20 protein-coding genes and 3 tRNA genes are annotated in these 19,151 nt (G+C 73.4%); 11 read left to right on the top strand and 12 right to left on the bottom strand.

The annotated features are described in order from the left end of the window. Positions 1-44 precede the first annotated feature (44 nt). Together ACWGJO_RS36620 and ACWGJO_RS36615 are read right to left on the bottom strand one after the other, a co-directional pair. Positions 45-1,058 carry an aldo/keto reductase gene (locus ACWGJO_RS36620; protein ID WP_452190000.1) on the bottom strand — a complete coding sequence of 338 codons (1,014 nt, stop codon included), beginning with the start codon at positions 1,056-1,058 and terminating at the stop codon, positions 45-47. After that, positions 1,055-1,558: a MerR family transcriptional regulator gene (locus ACWGJO_RS36615; protein WP_452189999.1), complete on the bottom strand. Its 504-nt coding sequence runs from the start codon at positions 1,556-1,558 to the stop codon at positions 1,055-1,057. The genes ACWGJO_RS36620 and ACWGJO_RS36615 overlap by 4 nt, the downstream gene beginning before the upstream one ends. A gap of 133 nt (positions 1,559-1,691) precedes the next feature. On the opposite strand from ACWGJO_RS36615, the gene ACWGJO_RS36610 reads away from it, so the two are divergent. After that, entirely contained in the window at positions 1,692-2,528 is an 837-nt protein-coding gene (locus tag ACWGJO_RS36610) for a serine hydrolase domain-containing protein (RefSeq protein ID WP_452189998.1), read from the top strand. A gap of 4 nt (positions 2,529-2,532) precedes the next feature. Here the strand turns inward: ACWGJO_RS36610 and ACWGJO_RS36605 are convergent, their stop codons facing one another. After that, positions 2,533-3,309, bottom strand: a complete 777-nt coding sequence (locus ACWGJO_RS36605; RefSeq protein ID WP_452189997.1) for a pirin family protein — start codon at positions 3,307-3,309, stop codon at positions 2,533-2,535. Positions 3,310-3,534: 225 nt separating this feature from the next. Here ACWGJO_RS36605 and ACWGJO_RS36600 point away from each other — a divergent pair, with 225 nt between their 5' ends. From ACWGJO_RS36600 to fabF, 5 genes are all read left to right on the top strand, one after another. Then, entirely contained in the window at positions 3,535-4,731 is a 1,197-nt protein-coding gene (locus tag ACWGJO_RS36600) for a PucR family transcriptional regulator (protein ID WP_359913095.1), read from the top strand. 91 nt (positions 4,732-4,822) lie between these two features. Then, positions 4,823-5,773, top strand: a complete 951-nt coding sequence (locus ACWGJO_RS36595) for an ACP S-malonyltransferase (RefSeq protein ID WP_387693808.1) — start codon at positions 4,823-4,825, stop codon at positions 5,771-5,773. Further along, a complete protein-coding gene (locus ACWGJO_RS36590; RefSeq protein ID WP_359913083.1) occupies positions 5,770-6,801 on the top strand; it encodes a beta-ketoacyl-ACP synthase III in 1,032 nt (343 codons plus the stop codon). Before ACWGJO_RS36595 ends, ACWGJO_RS36590 begins: the two co-directional genes overlap by 4 nt. A gap of 75 nt (positions 6,802-6,876) precedes the next feature. Further along, a complete protein-coding gene (locus ACWGJO_RS36585) occupies positions 6,877-7,116 on the top strand; it encodes an acyl carrier protein (protein WP_224283099.1) in 240 nt (79 codons plus the stop codon). Between the two features lie 186 nt (positions 7,117-7,302). Beyond that, on the top strand, positions 7,303-8,568 hold the full coding sequence (gene fabF, locus ACWGJO_RS36580) for a beta-ketoacyl-ACP synthase II (RefSeq protein WP_359913086.1): 1,266 nt from the start codon (positions 7,303-7,305) through the stop codon (positions 8,566-8,568). Positions 8,569-8,680: 112 nt separating this feature from the next. On the opposite strand, the gene ACWGJO_RS36575 is transcribed toward fabF, so the two are convergent. Both ACWGJO_RS36575 and ACWGJO_RS36570 read right to left on the bottom strand, forming a co-directional pair. Then, positions 8,681-9,175, bottom strand: a complete 495-nt coding sequence (locus ACWGJO_RS36575) for a DUF3145 domain-containing protein (protein ID WP_359913089.1) — start codon at positions 9,173-9,175, stop codon at positions 8,681-8,683. Positions 9,176-9,537: 362 nt separating this feature from the next. Beyond that, a complete protein-coding gene (locus tag ACWGJO_RS36570; RefSeq protein ID WP_452189996.1) occupies positions 9,538-10,566 on the bottom strand; it encodes an NADP-dependent oxidoreductase in 1,029 nt (342 codons plus the stop codon). A 137-nt stretch (positions 10,567-10,703) separates the two neighbouring features. Here ACWGJO_RS36570 and ACWGJO_RS36565 point away from each other — a divergent pair, with 137 nt between their 5' ends. Next, a complete protein-coding gene (locus ACWGJO_RS36565; protein WP_359915259.1) occupies positions 10,704-11,168 on the top strand; it encodes a MarR family winged helix-turn-helix transcriptional regulator in 465 nt (154 codons plus the stop codon). A gap of 119 nt (positions 11,169-11,287) precedes the next feature. After that, the gene (locus ACWGJO_RS36560; RefSeq protein ID WP_452189995.1) at positions 11,288-12,844 is read left to right on the top strand and encodes an LCP family protein; all 1,557 of its coding nucleotides are present in this window, start codon (positions 11,288-11,290) and stop codon (positions 12,842-12,844) included. Between the two features lie 48 nt (positions 12,845-12,892). On the opposite strand, the gene ACWGJO_RS36555 is transcribed toward ACWGJO_RS36560, so the two are convergent. The 5 genes from ACWGJO_RS36555 to ACWGJO_RS36535 all read right to left on the bottom strand — a co-directional run bounded on the left by ACWGJO_RS36555 (position 12,893) and on the right by ACWGJO_RS36535 (position 16,218). Next, positions 12,893-13,804 carry a 1-aminocyclopropane-1-carboxylate deaminase/D-cysteine desulfhydrase gene (locus ACWGJO_RS36555; protein ID WP_452189994.1) on the bottom strand — a complete coding sequence of 304 codons (912 nt, stop codon included), beginning with the start codon at positions 13,802-13,804 and terminating at the stop codon, positions 12,893-12,895. A 101-nt stretch (positions 13,805-13,905) separates the two neighbouring features. Next, positions 13,906-14,574, bottom strand: coding sequence for a GOLPH3/VPS74 family protein (locus tag ACWGJO_RS36550; RefSeq protein WP_380542400.1), 669 nt, complete (start codon positions 14,572-14,574; stop codon positions 13,906-13,908). 50 nt (positions 14,575-14,624) lie between these two features. Beyond that, a complete protein-coding gene (locus ACWGJO_RS36545) occupies positions 14,625-14,852 on the bottom strand; it encodes a hypothetical protein (protein WP_359915252.1) in 228 nt (75 codons plus the stop codon). Between the two features lie 9 nt (positions 14,853-14,861). Continuing rightward, positions 14,862-15,809, bottom strand: coding sequence for an SPFH domain-containing protein (locus ACWGJO_RS36540; RefSeq protein WP_452189993.1), 948 nt, complete (start codon positions 15,807-15,809; stop codon positions 14,862-14,864). Positions 15,810-16,144: 335 nt separating this feature from the next. Next, a tRNA-Ile gene (locus ACWGJO_RS36535) sits at positions 16,145-16,218 on the bottom strand. Positions 16,219-16,407: 189 nt separating this feature from the next. Between ACWGJO_RS36535 and ACWGJO_RS36530 the strand changes: the two genes are divergently transcribed. Further along, entirely contained in the window at positions 16,408-17,271 is an 864-nt protein-coding gene (locus ACWGJO_RS36530) for a trypsin-like serine peptidase (RefSeq protein ID WP_452189992.1), read from the top strand. Positions 17,272-17,389: 118 nt separating this feature from the next. Further along, positions 17,390-18,136, top strand: a complete 747-nt coding sequence (locus ACWGJO_RS36525; protein ID WP_452189991.1) for a trypsin-like serine peptidase — start codon at positions 17,390-17,392, stop codon at positions 18,134-18,136. Positions 18,137-18,312: 176 nt separating this feature from the next. Here the strand turns inward: ACWGJO_RS36525 and ACWGJO_RS36520 are convergent. Together ACWGJO_RS36520 and ACWGJO_RS36515 are read right to left on the bottom strand one after the other, a co-directional pair. Next, positions 18,313-18,385: transfer RNA gene (locus ACWGJO_RS36520), tRNA-Asn, on the bottom strand. A 62-nt stretch (positions 18,386-18,447) separates the two neighbouring features. Beyond that, a tRNA-Asn gene (locus ACWGJO_RS36515) sits at positions 18,448-18,520 on the bottom strand. A 229-nt stretch (positions 18,521-18,749) separates the two neighbouring features. Here ACWGJO_RS36515 and ACWGJO_RS36510 point away from each other — a divergent pair. After that, positions 18,750-19,055, top strand: a complete 306-nt coding sequence (locus ACWGJO_RS36510) for a hypothetical protein (protein WP_387693800.1) — start codon at positions 18,750-18,752, stop codon at positions 19,053-19,055. Positions 19,056-19,151 lie beyond the last annotated feature (96 nt).

Below are 19,151 nucleotides of genomic sequence, written 5' to 3'. Positions count from 1 at the left end.
CCCGGGGGGAGCCCGCGCCGGCTCCCCCCGGGCCGCCGGTCCCGCTACTCGCGCGCCGCCGAGGTGGAGCTCATGTCCGCGTAGCGGTTCCCCGCCACCCGGCCGGCCACCGGCTCCAGCAGCGCCAGCTCCTCGGCGGTCAGCCGCAGCGTCGCCGCCGCGGTGTTCTCGGCGAGCCGGCCGCGCCTGCGGGTGCCCGGGATCGGCACGACGGCCAGCCCGTGCACCTCGGCCTGCTGGTGCACCCAGGCCAGTGCGACCTGGGCGAGCGTCACGCCGCGGGCCGCCGCGATCTTCCGCAGCGGGTCGAGCAGTTCGCCGTTGGCGGCCGCGTTGTCGCCGGTGTAGCGCGGGTGGGAACGGCGGTAGTCGTCCGCCGAGAGCTCCTTGGCGTCCTGGAAGGCGCCGGTCAGGAAGCCCCGCCCGAGCGGCGAGTACGGCACGAAGGCGACGCCCAGCTCCGCCGCGGCCGGGACCGCCGTGCGCTCGACGTCACGGGCGAACACCGACCACTCGGACTGGAGCGCGGCGATCGGATGGATCGCGTGCGCCTCGCGCAGCTCCGCCCCGGTCACCTCGGACAGGCCGAGGTGGCGCACCTTGCCGGCCCGCACCAGCTCGGCCATGGCACCGACCGAGTCGGCCAGCGGCACGGCCGGGTCGCGGCGGTGCATGTAGTACAGGTCGATCACGTCCGTACCGAGGCGGCGCAGCGAGGCGTCCACCGCGGTCCGGATGTACGCCGGGTCGTTGCTGATGCCGCGGACCGCGCCGTCCTCCTCGGAGCGCAGGATGGAGAACTTGGTGGCGAGCACCACCTGGTCCCGGTTGGCCCGGACGAAGGGGCCGATCAGCTCCTCGTTGCGGCCGGAGCCGTACATGTCGGCGGTGTCGAAGAGGGTGACACCGGTCGCCAGCGCGGCGTCCAGGGTGGCGAGCGCCTCTCCGGTGTCGGTGGGGCCGTAGAACTCGCTCATGCCCATGCAGCCGAGGCCCTGGACGCCCACCAGCGGGCCGCCGGTGCCGAGTTCGACGGTGGGAAGGACGGTCTGAGTCATGCGCTCTGCTCTTCCTCTACAGGGATGTTCTGGCACGTGGCCGGGATTCCGGCGCCACCGGCGACCTTCCCGGCATAGAGATCGATCTTGTAGTCGAGGACGGCGAGGGTGGCCTGGAGGTCCACGATCCGCTGTCGGACCTCCTCGCGCTGGGTCTCCAGGAGCAGCCGCCGCTCCCCGTAGGTCTGCTCGCCCTGGCGGGCCATGTCCACGTACTTGAGCATGTCCGCCACCGACATGCCGGTCAGCCGCAGCCGGCCCAGGAAGGCCAGCCGGTGCAGGTCGCCGTCCGAGTAGCGGCGCTGGCCGCCCGCCGCCCGGTCGACCGGGTCCAGCAGGCCGATCCGCTCGTACCAGCGCAGAGTGTGGGTGGTCAGCCCGCTCGCCGCGGCGACCTCGCTGATGGTGTGCCTCGGCCTCGGGTCCGGATCCCCGACGGGGCGGCTGAACACCTCGGAGCAGCTGCGCAGGTCGATCTCGATGCGTGCGGGTGCGGCCATCGCTCGTTTCCCCCTGTCCTGTACGACGTGAACGACGCTACCGAGTTGGAGTGCACTCCAAGCAAGCCCGACACCCGGGTGGCTCCACCACCACCTTCTCCGCGGAATTTCCCGGCGACTACAGTCGGATCCCATGGAGAGCTTGCGGATGATCGAGAACTGGCCGGTGCCCCATGCCGCGGCGGTGGTGGTCCGGGGGGCGGACGGCGCGGTCCTGGGCGCGCACGGGCCGCAGCAGCACCTGTTCCCGCTCGCCTCGGTGACCAAGCTGCTCACCTCGTACGCGGCGCTGGTCGCCGTCGAGGAGGGCGTGTTCGAGCTGGACGAGCCGGCCGGTCCGGCCGGCTCGACCGTCCGCCACCTGCTCGCGCACACCTCCGGCCTGGGCTTCGACGAGCACCGGGTGTTCGGCGAGCCCGGCAACCGCCGGCTCTACTCCAACGCGGGCTTCGACGTGCTGGCCCGGACGCTGTCCGAGGCCGCCGGGATCGAGTTCTCCCGCTACGCCGCCGAGGCGGTGTTCGAGCCGCTGGGCATGACGGACACCCTGATCAACACCGCGCACAAGTCCCCGGCCGGCGCCGGCGGCCTGTCCACCGTCGCCGACCTCGCCCGGTTCGCCGCCGAGCTGCAGGCACCCAAGCTGCTGGACCCGTCCACGCTCCGGCAGGCCACCCGCGAGGTCGCCTTCCCCGGCACCAGCGGCGTGCTGCCCGGCTACGGCCACCAGCGCCCGAACGACTGGGGCCTCGGCTTCGAGATCCGCGACGGCAAGAGCCCGCACTGGACCGGCGCCGCCAACTCCCCCGGAACCTTCGGGCACTTCGGCCAGTCCGGCACCTTCCTGTGGGTCGACCCGCAGGCCGGCGCCGCCTGCGTCGCGCTCACCGACCGGGACTTCGGGCCGTGGGCGGTCGAGGCCTGGCCGGCCTTCTCCGACGCGGTGCTCGAAGAACTCCCGAAGCGCTGAGCCGCTAACCGTAGGAGACCGGCGAGTGCATCTCCCAGAGCAGGAGTTCGGCGCCGGTCTCCCCCGCCGCCGGGTCGGCGAAGGCCTCGCCGGTGATCCGCACGCTGTCGCCCGGAACCATCGAGCGCCCGCCGCCCTTGGGCCCGGGGACGGTCCGGTAGCCCAGCGAGCCGGCGGTCAGGTGGGCGTACCGCCAGGGCGCCTCGGGCAGTAGCGGCAGCGGCTGCCACGGCCCGGCGGTGGCCAGCCAGAGCGCGGCGTCGCCGCGGCGCAGCCGCAGGGCATCCGTCCCGGCGTCGCGCTCCAGCCCGGAGGCGAGCAGCGTCAACCCGCCGTCCGCCGGTTCCACCTTGCGCAGGCCGTAGGCGGGGGGCGCGTCGAACTCGTCCGGCTGGAGCCACATCTGGACGAAGCGGACCGGCCCGGTGGCGCCGCCGACGTTGCGCTCGGTGTGGGTGACCCCGGAACCGGCGCTGAGGTGCTGGACCATCCCGGCTCGGACCACCCCGCTGTGGCCGTGCGAGTCCCGGTGGGCGAGCGCGCCCTCCAGCACCCAGGTGAGGATCTCGGTGCCGCGGTGCTTGTGCTCCTCGAATCCGGCGCCGGGGGCGAGGAGTTCCTCGTTGCACGCGAGCAGCGCCCCGAAGTGGGTGTTCTTCGGGTCGTAGTGGCCGGAGAAGGAGAACGCGTGCCTGGTCTCGACGCCCTCGGCCGGGACGGAGCGGTAGCGCTCGGCGGTGCGGCGCAGGTCGGCACGGGGGCGGTCGGGGGCTTCGGTCACGCACCCACCGTAGTGGCTGGGCCCGCAGTGCGACTCCTGCCACCGCGCCACCGTGCCGGGGGGGGTGTGCACGAGCAGCCACTCGCGTGAGGCAGTCTTGTCCTTGTGCCAGCCGCCTCCGCGAACTCCAAGAGCGAACCCAGTCCCAGCCCCGCACCCGACCCCACCGGAAAGGGCCCGGCCGCCCGGTCGGCCCGTGACCGCCCCGGTCGTGCGGCGCCCCGCCTGACCGCCCAGGAGCGCAGAAACGCCGCCGAGCGCGCCGAGCGCCGGGCGGCGACGCTCAAACGGCTGGAGAAGTCCTCCGGCAAGCTGGCCACCGCCGCGATCTCGCGGATGGACGACCAGCTCGGCTGGTACCGGCGGATGCCGCCGGAGCACCGCTCCTGGATCGGCCTGGTCGCCCAGGCCGGCATCGCCGCCTTCACCGAGTGGTACCGCCACCCCGACACCGCCCAGGCGATCTCCACCGACGTCTTCGGCACCGCTCCGCGCGAGCTGACCAGGGCGATCACCCTGCGCCAGACCGTCGAGCTGATCCGCACCACGATCGAGGTGATGGAGGAGGCCATCGAGGAGGTGGCCGCCCCCGGCGACGAGGCGGACATGCGCGAGTCGGTGCTGGTCTACGCCCGGGAGATCGCCTTCGCGACCGCCCAGGTGTACGCCCAGGCCGCCGAGGCGCGCGGCGCCTGGGACGCCCGGCTGGAGGCGCTGGTGGTCAACTCGCTGCTGTCCGGCGACGCCGACGAGGGTGTGCTCTCCCGCGCCGCCGCACTCGGCTGGGGCCAGCCCAGCCAGGTCCGGGTGGTGATGGGCAGCGCGCCGGACGGCGACAGCGAGCTGGTGGTCGAGGCGATCCGCCGGGCCGCCCGGTACGCCAAGCTGAACGTGCTGACCGGGGTGCTGGGCAAGCGCCTGGTGGTCGTGGTCGGCGGCGAGAAGGAGCCGGTGCACGCGGCCCGGGCGCTGATCGGCCAGTTCGCGCCGGGCCCGGTGGTGGTCGGCCCGACCGTGCCCGACCTGCTCTCCGCGACCCGCTCGGCCCACGCCGCCGCGGCCGGCCTGCGGGCCTGCGCCGCCTGGCCGGACGCCCCCCGCCCGGTGCTGGCCGACGACCTGCTGCCCGAGCGGGCACTGGCCGGCGACCAGGCCGCGCGCCGTCAGCTGGTGGAGGAGATCTACACACCGCTGGACGAGGCCGGGTCCGCCCTGCTGGAGACCCTGAGCGTCTACCTGGAGCAGGCCTCCTCGCTGGAGGGCGCGGCCCGGATGCTCTTTGTCCACCCCAACACGGTGCGCTACCGGCTGCGACGTGTGACTGACGTCACGGGGTACGCCCCCTCCGACGTACGTTCGGCGTTCACCCTGCGGATCGCACTGGCCCTCGGCCGGTTGGGCGCCGTCGGGGAGCCCGGCTGAGCCGGAGTGTAGGAACCGCACAATCACGGATGGTTTTCTTCGTTACCGTCGCCTACCCGCCCCTGGGCGCCTGGCGAGAGAGGGTTGAACCGTGCTCGTAATCGTCGCCCCTGGACAGGGTGCTCAGTCCCCCGGTTTCCTCAGCCCCTGGCTGGAGCTCGACGGCGTCGCCGACCGCCTGCGCGGCTGGTCGGAGGTCGCCGGGCTTGACCTGGTGCACGCCGGTACCGAGGCGTCCGCCGAGGAGATCAAGGACACCGCCGTCGCCCAGCCGCTGCTGGTCGCGGCGGGTCTGGTGACCGCCCGGGAGCTGTTCCCGGACGAGGACGCCGCCCGCAAGCTGGTCGGCGCCGTGGCCGGTCACAGCGTCGGTGAGATCACCGCCGCCGCCGGCGCCGGGGTGCTCGGCGCCCACGACGCGCTGACCTTCGTGCGTGAGCGCGGCCGGGCCATGGCCGAGGCCGCCGCCGTCACCGAGACCGGCATGCTCGCCGTGCTCGGCGGCGACCCGGAGGAGGTCGCGGCGAAGCTGGCCGAGCACGGTCTGACCCCGGCCAACAACAACGGCGGCGGCCAGATCGTCGCCGCCGGCACGCTGGACCAGCTGGAGGCGCTGAAGGCGGACCCGCCGGCCCGCGCCAAGCTGATCGCCCTCAAGGTGGCCGGCGCCTTCCACACCGAGCACATGGCCCCGGGCGTCGAGCGGCTGGCCCAGCTGGCCCCGACGCTGACCGCGGCCGACCCGCTGGTCCGCTACGTCTCCAACAAGGACGGCGCGGTCGTGGACACCGGTGCCGAGGTGCTCGCGCGCCTGGTGTCTCAGGTCTCCAACCCCGTCCGCTGGGACCTCTGCATGGAGACCCTCGGACAGCTGGGTGCGACGGCCGTGATCGAGCTGTCCCCCGCCGGCACCCTCACCGGACTGCTCAAGCGCAACCTCAAGGGTGTGGCCACGCTCGCCCTCAAGACCCCCGCCGATCTGGACAAGGCCCGCGAGCTCGTTGCGGAGCACGGCGGTCAGGAGCAGGAGACCCAGGCATGACCAAGCCCCAGATCCGTCCGGTGAGCGGCGCGCAGTACTCGCGCATCCTCGGCGTCGGCGGCTACCGCCCGGTCCGGGTGATCCCCAACTCCGAGGTCCTGGAGTGGATCGACTCCTCGGACGAGTGGATCCGCACCCGCAGCGGGATCGCCGAGCGCCGCTGGGCCGGCCCGGAGGAGTCCGTCGCCGAGATGTCGGTCCAGGCGGCCGGCAAGGCCATCGCCCAGGCCGGGATCTCCGCCGAGCAGATCGGCGGCGTGATCGTCTCGACCGTCTCGCACCTCAAGCAGACCCCCGCGATCGCCACCGAGATCTCCGAGCGGCTCGGCTGCGGCAACGCCCCGGCCTTCGACATCTCGGCCGCCTGTGCCGGCTTCGGCTACGGCCTGGGCCTGGCCGACGGCATGATCCGCGGCGGCAACGCCGACTACGTGCTGGTCATCGGCGTCGAGCGGCTCAGCGACCTGACCGACCAGTCGGACCGCTCCACCGCCTTCATCTTCGGTGACGGCGCCGGCGCCGCGATCGTCGGCCCGTCGGACACCCCCGGCATCGGCAAGCTGATCTGGGGCTCGGACGGCTCGCAGGCCGACCTCATCACCCAGACCCAGGCCTGGGACACCGCCTTCGCCAAGTCCGACGCGATCAACGGCGCGGGCGAGGAGACCAAGTGGCCGGCCCTGAGGATGGACGGCCAGCCGGTCTTCCGCTGGGCGGTCTGGGAGATGGCCAAGGTGGCCCAGCAGGCGCTGGACGCCGCCGGGATCACCGCCGACCAGCTCGGCGCGTTCATCCCCCACCAGGCCAACATGCGGATCACGGATGCCATGATCAAGGCGCTCAAGCTGCCGGAGTCGGTACCCGTCGCCCGCGACATCGCCGAGACCGGCAATACTTCCGCGGCCTCCATCCCGCTGGCGATGGAACGCATGCTGGAGAGCGGTGAGGCCCACAGCGGGGACCTGGCCCTGATCATCGGGTTCGGGGCGGGTCTCGTGTACGCCGCAGCAGTCGTTACTCTCCCCTAGGCGCATTCGCCCAATTCACAAGCCTGTGCCCGGCCGCCGGCCGGACACGCTCAACACCGTAGAGGAGCAGCCAGTATGGCTACCCAGGAAGAGGTCCTGGAAGGTCTCGCCGAGATCGTCAACGAGATCGCCGGCATCCCGACCGAGGACGTCCAGCTCGACAAGTCCTTCACCGACGACCTGGACGTCGACTCGCTGTCCATGGTCGAGGTCGTCGTGGCCGCCGAGGAGCGCTTCGACGTCAAGATCCCGGACGACGAGGTCAAGAACCTGAAGACCGTCGGCGACGCGGTGAACTACATCCTCAACGCCTGATCGGTCGACCAGTTCGACTCGGCCAGCCCGTCCGGCGTCCCATACGCCGGCGAAGGCTGACCGGTCGGCCGGGCTCGTCGAGCCTGGCCGACCCCGCCGGCCGGGACGCCCCCACTCGGGGCGCCCGGCCGGGCCCTTCCTCGGCACGCCGCCGACCCCCCGCACACGTGAGAGAAGAAGAAACCAGTGACCGCTGAAAACCGCACCGTGGTCGTCACGGGTATCGGCGCCTTCACGCCGCTGGGCGCCGACGCCGCCAGCACCTGGGAGAACCTGGTCGCCGGTAGGTCCGGCGTGGCGGCCCTGACCGAGGAGTGGGCCGAGGACCTGCCGGTGAAGATCGCGGCGAGGACCGCCGTCGAGCCGGGCGAGATCCTGCCCCGCCCGCTGGCCCGCAAGCTGGACCGCTCGGCCCAGTTCGCGCTGATCGCCGCCCGCGAGGCCTGGGCCGACGCCGGCTACGAGACCCCCGCCACCGACGAGTCCTCCAAGCTCGCCCCCGAGCGCCTGGGCGCCGTGATCGCCTCCGGCATCGGCGGCGTGACCACGCTCCTCGACCAGTACGACGTGCTGAAGGAGAAGGGCGCCCGCAAGGTCTCCCCGCACACCGTCCCGATGCTGATGCCCAACTCCCCGGCGGCCAACGTCGGTCTGGAGGTCGGCGCCCGCGCGGGCGTGCACACCCCCGTCTCCGCCTGTGCCTCCGGCGCCGAGGCGATCGGCTACGCGATCGAGATGATCCGTACCGGCCGCGCCGACGTCGTGGTGGCCGGCGGCACCGAGGCGGCGATCCACCCGCTGCCGATCGCCGCGTTCGCCAACATGATGGCGATGTCCAAGAAGAACGACGACCCGCAGCGCGCGTCCCGCCCCTACGACAAGGCCCGCGACGGCTTCGTCCTGGGCGAGGGTGCCGGCGTGGTCGTGCTGGAGTCGGTCGAGCACGCCGAGGCGCGCGGCGCCCGGATCTACTGCGAGGCCGTGGGCCAGGGCCTGTCCTCGGACGCCCACCACATCGCCCAGCCCGAGCCGACCGGCGCCGGCGTGGCCCGCGCGCTGGCCGACCTGTTCGAGCGCAACGAGCTGGACAAGGCCGAGATCGTGCACGTCAACGCGCACGCCACCTCGACCCCCCAGGGCGACACCGCCGAGCTGAAGGCGCTGCGCAAGGAGCTGGGCGACGACCTCGACCACATCGCGGTCTCGGCCACCAAGTCGATGACCGGCCACCTGCTGGGCGGCGCCGGCGGCATCGAGACCGTCGCCACCGTGCTGGCGCTGTACCACCGGATCGCCCCGCCGACCATCAACGTGGACGAGCTGGACGACGACGTGGACGCCGACATCGTCCGCGACGAGGCCCGCAAGCTGCCCGAGGGCCGGATCGCCGCGCTGAACAACTCGTTCGGCTTCGGCGGCCACAACGTGGTGCTGGCCTTCCGCACCCGCTGACGCCCGTGACGAAGGGGCCGGCGCTCTTCTTGAGCGCCGGCCCCTTCGTCGTGCCCGTCCGGTCCCTGCGGGGCTCCGGGCCCTGCGGGGCTCCGGTCCGTGCGGGGCGGCCTCAGACCACCTGGTGCAGCCAGCGCACCGGCGCGCCCTCGCCCGCGTACCGGAACGGCTCCAGCTCGTCGTCCCAGGGCTTGCCGAGCAGCCGGGCGATCTCGGCCTCCAGGTCGGCCCCCTCGCTGCGGGCGCGCAGGAGGACGGCGCGCAACCGGTCCTCGGGGATCAGGATGTCGCCGTGGATGCCCGTGACGGCGTGGAAGATGCCGAGCGAGGGCGTGCTGCTGTACCGCTCCCCCTCCGCCGTGGCGCAGGGCTCGCTGGTCACCTCGTACCGCATCAGCTGCCAGCCGCGCAGCGCGGAGGCGAGCTTCGAAGCCGTACCGGGCTCCCCCTGCCAGGAGAGCTCGGCACGCCAGTGCCCGGGTGCGGCCGGCTGGCGGATCCAGTCCAGGCTCACCCGCACACCGAGCACCCCCGCGACGGCCCACTCGACGTGCGGGCACAGCGCGCGGGGCGCGGTGTGGATGTACAGAACTCCACGTGTCGTCACCGGGACCTCCAGGCTGTGGACGAGGGTCGCCTTCCCCAGCTGCCTCGTGCCTGCAGTTGATCCGCAGTTACTCACGTTAGCCGACATTAAGCTACTAAATTGAGCAAAACGGACAGGCTTTCGCTCAATGCTAGTCGAATCCTCAACGAGGTCTACCCCTCGGCCGGATCTCTCCCCCGAACGGCCCCATCGCCGGCGGGACCACCGTACCGCGCGGCGCCACAGGATGGATGACGCACTTTCGGATCCGGCCGGAATGCGGTAGTGCGGCCGCGACGCCCGCGCCCGAGTGCGCACCGCCGGTGCCCGACCGCCCCGCCGCCCGGTGGGGGCGGCGGGGCGGTCGGTGACCTGACGGAACGTCAGCCGTCCAGGCGGACGACCATCTTGCCGGTGTTGACGCCGCGCAGCAGATCGAGGAAGGCCTCGGCCGCGTTCTCGAAACCGTCCACCACGGTCTCCTCGGTGCGCAGTTCACCGGACTTCAGCCAGCCGGCCACCTCCGCGACGAACTGCGGCTGGAGCCCGGCGTGGTCGCCCACCAGCATGCCCTCCAGGCGCAGCCGCTTGCCGATGGCGAGCGCGAGGTTGCGCGGGGCGGCGGGTGCGGCGGTGTCGTTGTACTGGGCGATGGCACCGCAGAGCACCGCGCGGCCGTGCACGTTCAGCGCGCCGATCGCGGCCTCCAGGTGGTCGCCGCCGACGTTGTCGAAGTAGAGGTCGATGCCGTCCGGGGCGGCCTCGGCGAGTTGCTCGGCGACCGGGGCGTCCTTGTAGTTGAAGGCCGCGTCGAAGCCGTACTCGTCCACCAGCCTGGCCACCTTCTGCGCCGAGCCGGCCGAACCGACCACCAGCGAGGCACCCTTGAGCCTGGCGATCTGGCCGACCAGCGAGCCGACCGCGCCGGCCGCGCCGGAGACGAAGACCTTGTCGCCCTCCTTCAGGGCGCCGACGGCGAGCAGGCCGGCGTAGGCGGTCAGGCCGGGCATGCCGAGCACGCCGAGGTAGGCGGAGAGCGGGGCGGCGGCCGGGTCGACCTTGACCGCGCGCCCGGCGTCCAGGGTCGCGTACTCGCGCCAGCCGAGCCCGTGCAGCACCGCGTCGCCCGGGGCGAAGCCCTCGGCGGCGGAGGCGACGACGTAGCCGACCGCACCGCCGTCCATGGCCCGGCCCAGCTGGAACGGCGGGACGTACGACTTCACGTCGTTCATCCGGCCCCTCATGTACGGGTCCACCGAGAGGTAGGCGTTGCGGACCAGGATCTCGCCCGGGCCGGGGGCCCGGACCGGGGCCTCGACCAGGGCGAAGTCGGTCGGCACCGGCCAGCCCTGCGGGCGGGCGGCGAGGTGCCATTCACGGGCGGTCGCGGGGGCGGGGGCCTGCTCTGCCATCGGGGGCGCTCCTTGCGGTTCGACTGCGGGTTCAGGTGTGGTTCAGGTGCGGTTTCGGCACCTGAAAGGTTGAGCAACTGAAGTAACGATGGGCATGAAAGGTTCACGTTGTCAACTTTTCAGGTAGACTGTCGACCATGGACACCCAGTCGATCCAGGACGCCGCGCCGCAGCCCGACGAGATCACCCGCGAGGTCGTCGACCTGATGGCCAACCTGGTCGCACTGTTCCACCGCGAGTACGAGGAGGCCGCCGCCGCCCGCTCGCTCACCGGCGCCCAGGCCAAGGTGCTCGCGCTGCTGCGGCGCGGCCCGATGCCGATGCGCCAGATCGCCCAGACGCTCAGCTGCGAGCCCTCCAACATCACCGGCATCGTCGACCGGCTCGAATCCCGCGGCTTCGTGACCCGCGAGGCCGACCGGCACGACCGCCGGGTCAAGCTGGTCGCCGCCACCGGCACCGGCTCGGCCGCCTCCGAGGAACTGCGCGAGTCGCTGAACTTCGCCCGCGAGCCACTGGCCGCGCTCGGCCCGGACGAGCGGACGGCGCTGCGCGACCTGCTCCGGCGGATGCTCGCGGGCGCCTCCGGCCCCGGCGCGTGACCAGCATCACAGGACCCGGGGGCCTTCCGCTGGCCCCAGGGGGGTAACCGAACAGCCTCCCGGAACGTCTAACGTTCGAACATCGAACGCGAGAGACCTGAAGACGGGGGGCACGGAGGATGAGCAGCAGTACGCGTCGGCGCCGCTACCTGCGGACCGCCATCGGCCTGGCCGCCGTACTGGTGCTGTCGGTCGTGGGCGCCGGAGCCTGGTTCTACCACCGGCTGGACAACAACATCACCACCTTCGACTCCGGCGGCGTCGCCACCGAGCGCCCGCCGGCACCCGTCCCGGCCAGCCCGGGCGCCTCCGTCCCGGTCAACGTGCTGCTGCTCGGCTCGGACACCCGCGACGAGGGCAATGACTCGCTGGGCGGCGGCGACGAGGGCGTCGGCCACTCGGACACCGCGATCCTGGTGCACGTCTACGCCGACCACAAGCACGCCGTCGGCGTCTCGATCCCCCGCGACACCCTGGTCACCATCCCGTCCTGCAAGCTGCCGAACGGTACCTGGACGACGCCGAAGACCGACCAGATGTTCAACTCCGCCTTCACCGTGGGCCTCGCCGAGAAGGGCAACCCGGCCTGCACCCAGAACACCGTGGAGAAGCTCACCGGGCTGCGGATCGACCACACCGTCGTGGTCGACTTCAAGGGCGCGGCCGCGATGTCCGACGCCGTGGGCGGCGTGGAGGCCTGCGTGCCCAACGACGTCAACCAGTACGGCATACACCTCAAGAAGGGCCTCCAGAAGCTCTCCGGACAGTCCGCGGTGGACTACCTGCGGACGCGCCACGGGATCGGTGACAACTCCGACATCGGCCGGATGAAGCGCCAGCAGGCCTTCCTCTCCTCGATGATCAAGAAGGTCCAGGGCCAGGGCTTCTCACTGCCCACCCTGCTGCCGCTGGCCGACGCGGCCACCAAGTCGCTCACCGTGGACGAGGGGCTGGGCACCGCGATGAAGCTGGTGGACTTCGCCCGTTCGATCCAGGACATCAAGCTCTCCGACGTCTCCTTCGTCACCGCGCCCTGGCGCTTCGCCGGCGACCGAATACGGCTGGTTCAGCCGGACGCCGACGCCCTCTGGAAGCTGCTGCGCGAGGACCGCACCCTGGACGGGCAGAGCACCTCCGGGACGGGCCAGGTGACCTCCTCCCCCGGTGCCGACCCGGGCACCGCCCCCGGCACCCCGCTCACCCCGCTCACCCCGGAGCAGAGCGCGGCGCCGATCACCGTGGTCAACGGGGTCGGCACGCCCGGCCTGGCCGGCTCCGGCGCCGAGACGCTCAAGGCACGCGGCTTCCGCAACGTCGCGCTCGGCCAGAACACCCCCGGTCACCAGGCCACCCAGGTCTCCTACGACCCCGCACTGAAGGCCACCGCCGACCAGGTCGTGGCGCTCTTCCCCGGCGCCAGGGCGGTCGAGGAGCCCGGCTCGGAGGCGATCACCGTCACCCTCGGCGCCGACTTCCGCGCGGCCGGCACCCGGATCGACACGGTGGCCGCCCCGAGCCCGGAGCCCGGTGCCCCGGCCGGTGCCGCGGCGGGAGCCACCCCGGGCACCACCCCGGGCGGTGTCCCGAGCGGTGTGCCGGGCGGCGTCCCCACCGGCATAGCGGAGAACACCCGCAACGCCGACACCGACCCGTGCGCCAACCTGACCTTCGGCTGACCGGCCGACCGGCGGGCTGCCGACCGTGGGCCGCGAGCCGACCGGTCGCTACTGCGGGTCCGGCAGCCCGGTGACGACGGCGGTGAGGCGGGTGCCGCGGGGGAAGGCGCCCGCCCCCGCCAGGTCCGCCAGCGCGGCGAGCAGCTTGGCGACGTAACGGCGCTCCAGCGCGATCCCGTGGCGGCGCTCGAACCGCTCGGCGAAGTCGGCCAGCTCGGCCGGGACCCTGCCGTAGCCGCCGCCGTGGTGCCCGTGGTCGATCCGCCAGTTGTCGAACCCGCGCCCGTAGGCGGCCCGGTGCAGCCGGGCGACCTCCGCCTCCAGGTAGCCCTCGCCGCCGCGCAGCACGGCCACCCCGAGCGCCCGCGCGCCCGCCGGCAGACCGGCCGCGATACCGGCCAGGGTGCCGCCGGTGCCGACCGGGCAGCAGACCACGTCCCGCTCGCCGAGACCGGGCAGTTCGGCCGGGATCGCGGCCGCGCCGACGGCGGCCAGGGCGTTGGAGCCGCCCTCCGGGAGCACCAGGCAGCGGCCCCAGCGACGGAGCGGCGCGTCCGTGCCGTGCTCCCCCTCGGCCCGGCCGGTGGCCTCCCGGTACTCGGCCCGGGTCAGGAACTCCAGCCGCATCCCGTCCGCCTCGGCGGCCCGCAGGGACCAGTTGCGCGGCCGGTCGGCCAGTTCCTCGCCGCGCACCAGCCCGACGCTCTCCAGCCCGAGCGCCCCGGCGGCGGCCGCGACGGCCCGCAGGTGGGTCGAGTAGGCGCCGCCGAAGGTCAGCAGCCGGGTGTGGCCCTGCTCCACGGCGGCCGCCAGGTTGGGCGCCAGCTTGCGCCACTTGTTGCCGGGGACGGTCGGGTGCAGCAGGTCGTCCCGCTTCAGCCGCAGCTCCACCCCGGCCCGGGCGAAGGCCTCGTCGGCGCAGTCCACCAGCGGGGTCGGCAGCAGGGCGGGTTCGAGCATCCGGCCAGCTTACGGGCCCGGACGGCCGGGAGCCCGGCCGCCGGACGGGCGACCGGGCTCCGTGGCCCCGCGGACGGACCGTCACCCCCGCGGACGGTCCGTCAGCCCAGGGCCGCGCTCTCCGCGGCGTGGCCCGCCGTCCGCCAGGCCAGGGCGGTGCCGAGCGCGCGCGGGACCGGGCCGGCCGCCGGGGCCAGCTTCGCGATCCGGCCGCGGTGCTCCCGGCGCTCCCTGGAGCCGAGCACCGTACGGAGCTTCCCCGCCGCCACCAGGGCGGTCAGCGCCGCGTCGGCCGGGTCGACCCGGCTGAACGGGCCCGTCAGCGCCCCGGCGACGCGGGCCTCCAGCGCCTTGCGGACCCCGGGGTCGTGCACGGTGACCAGGGTCACCGGGAACAGGCCGGCCACCCGGTGCGGCCGGAGGGTGATCCGGCCGGATTCCGCCAGGCCGTCCCGGACCCGGCGGATCGGCTGGTCGCGCCCGGTGCTCCTGGCGCGGCCGACCCACGAGCTCCAGCTGTGCGGCCGGGTGGCCCTGATCCGGCCCAACAGGTCGGCACTGTACGGGTCGAGGCCGTCCTCGGCGGCGCCGCCGCGGACCCGGGCGACGGCCTTGCGGCCCTCCTCGTACAGCAGGCCCCGGCGCAACAGCTCGGTCAGCGCCGCCGCCTGCAGCAGCAGGTTGAGCGAGGAGTGCTGGGTGGTCCGCCCGCGCCGCGGGTCGTGGGCGAGCAGGTACAGCTTCTCGGGCAGGTTGGCAGGCAGGTCCATCTCGTTCTCCCAGGATCTGGAGGATCTGTGGGTGGCCCGGGCCGCCGCGGTCAGTCCCCGCCGGGACCGCCGCTCTCCGGGTCCTCCTTGGGCGGGCGTCCGCGCCGGGGAAGCCGGGCCGCGCCGCCGGGCATCCGCCCCGCGTCGGTGAGGGCGCGGCGGAGCAGGAACTCGATCTGCGCGTTGGTGCTGCGCAGGTCGTCCGCGGCCCATCGGGCGAGCGCGTCGTGAACTGAAGGGTCCAGTCGCAACAGGAGCTTCTTCCGTTCCGTCGCCAAGGCCTCGCCTTACTGGTAGAGGGAGCCCGTGTTCACGACGGGCTGGGTGCCGCGGTCGCCGCAGAGCACCACCAGGAGGTTGCTCACCATGGCGGCCTTGCGCTCCTCGTCCAGCTCCACGACATCGCGTTCGGCGAGCCGTTCCAGCGCCTCCTCGACCATACCGACGGCGCCCTCGACGATCAGCCTGCGCGCCGCCACCACGGCCCCGGCCTGCTGACGCTGGAGCATCACCTGGGCGACCTCCGGAGCGTACGCGAGCCTGGTGATCCGGGACTCGACGACCCGCACCCCGGCCGCGGCGACCCGGGCGGAGATCTCGGCGGAGAGCTTGCGGGCGATCTCGTCCGCACCGTCGCGCAGCGACAACTGGCCCTCGTGGTGGGCGTCGTACGGGTAGCTGGTGGCGATGTGCCGCACGGCCGTCTCGGTCTGGATGGCGACGAAGTCGGCGTAGTCGTCCACCTCGAAGAGCGCCATCGCGGTGTCCTCGACCTGCCAGACCACCACGGCGGCGATCTCGATCGGGTTGCCGTCCGCGTCGTTGACCTTGGTGGTCTCGGTCTCGTGGTTGCGGATCCGCAGCGATATGTGCCGGCGGTTGGTGAACGGGTTCAGCCAGGTCAGGCCCTCGGCGCGGATAGTGCCCCGGTAGCGCCCGAGCAGCTGGACCACCCGGGCCTGACCGGGCGAGACCACCGTCAGCCCGAACGTCGTCAGCAGTGATCCGAGCAGCAGCAGCGGCCCGGCGATCACCAGGGCGATGCCCAACCCGCTGGCCCTGGAGGACAGTTGGGCCGCGCCGGCGATGACCGAGCCGACCCCGGCGAGCAGGCCGAACAGTGCGCCGCCGAGCACCGGCAGGCCGGCCGCCCCGGTGATGACCCGTTCGGTGATCCTGGGGACCGGGAGGTCCAGCTCGGGGCCGTCCTCGACGGCGAAAGGCGGTGTGGTCATGGGAGCGACTCCTTCTGCGAGCATCCGCATCCGATGGCAAAGTGATATCACTTTTTTGCCGCACCGCGCCAGGGACCGACGACGGGAACAGGGGAACGGACGGCCGCCCAGCGGCGACGGGAACGGGGAAGGAACGGCCGCCGAGCGGCGGCGCACGACCGTCGGGGACGGCCCGGGCCGATGCCCACGGGCGGGTGAATTCCGGCGCGCCACACGGGGAAGGGGGTGGCCGCGGCCTAGACTCTGCGACGTCGCAGGCGGTGGGAAGGCGGCGGGCGCCGGCTCGGCGGCCCGCCCGCGAAGGGTCGTACGACACTCGTCGCACATCGAGAAGGTGGGGCGGGTGGGACTCGAACCCACGACCAAGGGATTATGAGTCCCCTGCTCTAACCGGCTGAGCTACCGCCCCGGTTCGCCGCACGCGCCGGTCGTCGGCACGGCAGCAGCAGACGGCCCCAGCGAGGCCGTCCCGGGCAGCATAGCCGGTCGATCACCCGTGGTGCGCGCCGGGGGCGCAGCTGGGTGCGCGACGGTACGCGCCTCCCGGGCGGCGCAGCCCGGGTGGCGACGGGGCACCCGTTCGGGGCAGCCTGGGCGGATGACGATTCGTGGGACGGGGGCGGCGGCCGCGACGCTCGCACTGGTGCTGGCCGCGGCCGGCTGCACCACCGCGGCGGGCCCGGGCGGGGGCACCCCCACCGTCACCTCGGCGCCTCCCACCGCCTCCTCCACCTCCGCCTCCGTCGACAGCCACGGCTGGAACCGGCAGCGGCTCAGGGGGGCGGCCGGCCGGCGCACCGGGGTCACCCGCACCGCCAGGCCCACCGTGCTCAACGGCCTGGTCGGCGCGGTGTTCACCCGCAACGCCGACGGCGACCACTTCTGCACCGCCAGTGTGGTCGACAGTGCCGGGCTCAACCTCGTCGTCACCGCCGCCCACTGCGTCTGGGACCCGCGGCTCGGGCAGCGCAGCGATCTGGTCTTCGTCCCCGGCTACCGCGACGGCGACACCCCCAGCGGCGTCTGGCCGCTGCTGGCCGTCACCGTGGACGACGACTGGAACGACCACGCCGACCCGGACATGGACGTCGCCTTCGCGGTCGTCCAGGCCCAGGACGGCCGCCAGGTCCAGCAGGTGCTCGGCGCCAACCGACTGGGCGTCAACCGCGGCTACCGGCTCCCGGTGAAGATCACCGGCTACCCGAGCAGCAGCGGCGTCCCGATCACCTGCTCCAACACCACCGACCGGCAGAGCCCCACCCAGCTGCGGATCGACTGCCCCGACTACACCGGCGGCACCAGCGGCAGCCCATGGGTCACCGACTTCGACCCGGCCACCAGGACCGGCACCGTGGTCGGCGTGATCGGCGGCTACCAGGAGGGCGGCAGCAGCCCGGACACCTCGTACAGCAGTTACTTCGGCGACCGCGTCCAGGCCCTGTACGACCGCGCCACCGGCTGATCCGCGGCGGACCCGACACGCGGCGCTGGCGCCGCCGGGCACGGCCTGGTAGATCTTCGTCACGAACGGCGGAACGCACGGCCCCGGTGCCCGCCCCGAGGAACGAGACGGAGCCCCGATGGCCTCCCGCCCGCCGCGGCCCCCGCGCACGGCACGAACGGCCGCGCTGGCCGCCCTGCTGCTGGCCGCCGGCACCGCGTGCGGCGGGCAGGACGGGGCGCCGACCGCCGAGGTCGCGCAGCAGAGCCCCGCCCGGGACCGGATCGGCACCCTCTCCATCCGCACCGCCCAGGGGCCGCGCGCCTGCACCGCGAGCGTGGTGCACAGCCCCCGGCGCAATCTGCTGGTCACCGCGGCGCACTGCGTGCAGAACCGCCGGATCGGCCTGCTGGATGGTCTGGTGTTCACCCCCGGCTACCGCAACGGGTCCACACCGTACGGGACTTGGCCGGTGCAGGCGATCACCGTCGACCCGCGCTGGGCGGCCGGCGACGACCCCGAGTACGACGTGGCCTTCGTCACGGTGGGCACGGTCGACGGCCGGCAGGTCGAGGACGCGGTCGGCGGCAATCCGATCGGCACCGGCCAGGGCTTCGGCCTGTCCGTCGCCGTCACCGGCTACCCGAACGAGAGAGACGAGCCGATCACCTGCGCCGCCCGGACCAGCTCGCAGAGCGCCACCCAGGAGCGCTTCGACTGCGGCGGCTACACCGACGGCACCAGCGGCAGCCCGTGGGTCGCCGCGAACGGCACGGTGATCGGCGTGATCGGCGGCTACCAGGAGGGCGGGGAAACCCCCGGCACCTCGTACAGCGTCACCTTCGACCAGCGGGTCGCCGACCTCTACCGGAAGGCGACCGCCTGACCCCGGAGCCGGCCGCGGGACCGGAACCGGCCGCACGGGCGGATCCGGTCGGATCCGGGGGAAGCCGGGCGGTGTCGCGTACGTCACGCCGCGGGACCGGACGACGACAACACGAAGGCCCCCCGGTCGACCGAGGGGCCTTCGCTCTGAGCAGTCACCGGGCGGACCCGGTGCAGCTCCCGCAATTGGACTCGAACCAATAACCTGCCGATTAACAGTCGGCTGCTCTGCCAATTGAGCTATGCGGGATCGCGGTACTCGACTTCCGTACCACGGACGGGAAGCAGGACCCCGAAGGACCTTCTCCCGAGCTCCCCCAATTGGACTCGAACCAATAACCTGCCGATTAACAGTCGGCTGCTCTGCCAATTGAGCTATGGGGGATCGGCTCCCGCCTCGGCCCCCGGTCTCCCGGGCTCCTCGGCGCTCGCTGCGGGACATACATTAGCGCACTCGGGGGGGTGGTCCGCCAATCGCTTTCCCGGCTTGCCCCCGGGTTGCCGCCCGGCGTGCTCCGCGCGCGCCCGGCGGCGGGGCCGGGGATGCTGGGGCGCGGACGGTTCGCCGTCCCGACGGACGGGTAGGGCAATGCGGCAGAAGCCGCCAGGAGAGGGTGGATCCGACCATGTGGAAGCTGTCGTTGGCCGCGGGTTTCGCGGCCGGCTACGTCCTCGGCTCGCGAGCCGGGCGCCGGCGCTACGAACAGATCGCCAGGATCACCCGGCAGGTCGCCCGGAACCCCACGGTCCAGGGCGCGACCGACCGGGCCCGGCAGCAGGCCGGGGCGGTGGCCGGGAGGGCGGCCGGCGCGGTCGCGGACCGGGTCGGCGACCGGCTGCCGAACGCCGTCACCGACCGGGTGCCGTACTTCAACCGCTCCCGGGCGGAGGACGACGGCTGGGGCACCTTCCGCCCGTGACGGGCGGCGGCCGGCCCGCCGGTGGCCCCCGTGCGCCACTGGCCCGGGCCGTGTGTCGCGCGACACACGGCCCGGCGGCTACCCCCCCGCGGTGAC

It is taken from the genome of Kitasatospora sp. NPDC054795, from assembly GCF_053611565.1.
The sequence above is the reverse complement of the archived record's forward strand: the minus strand, read 5'-3'. Positions and strand labels throughout refer to the sequence as shown.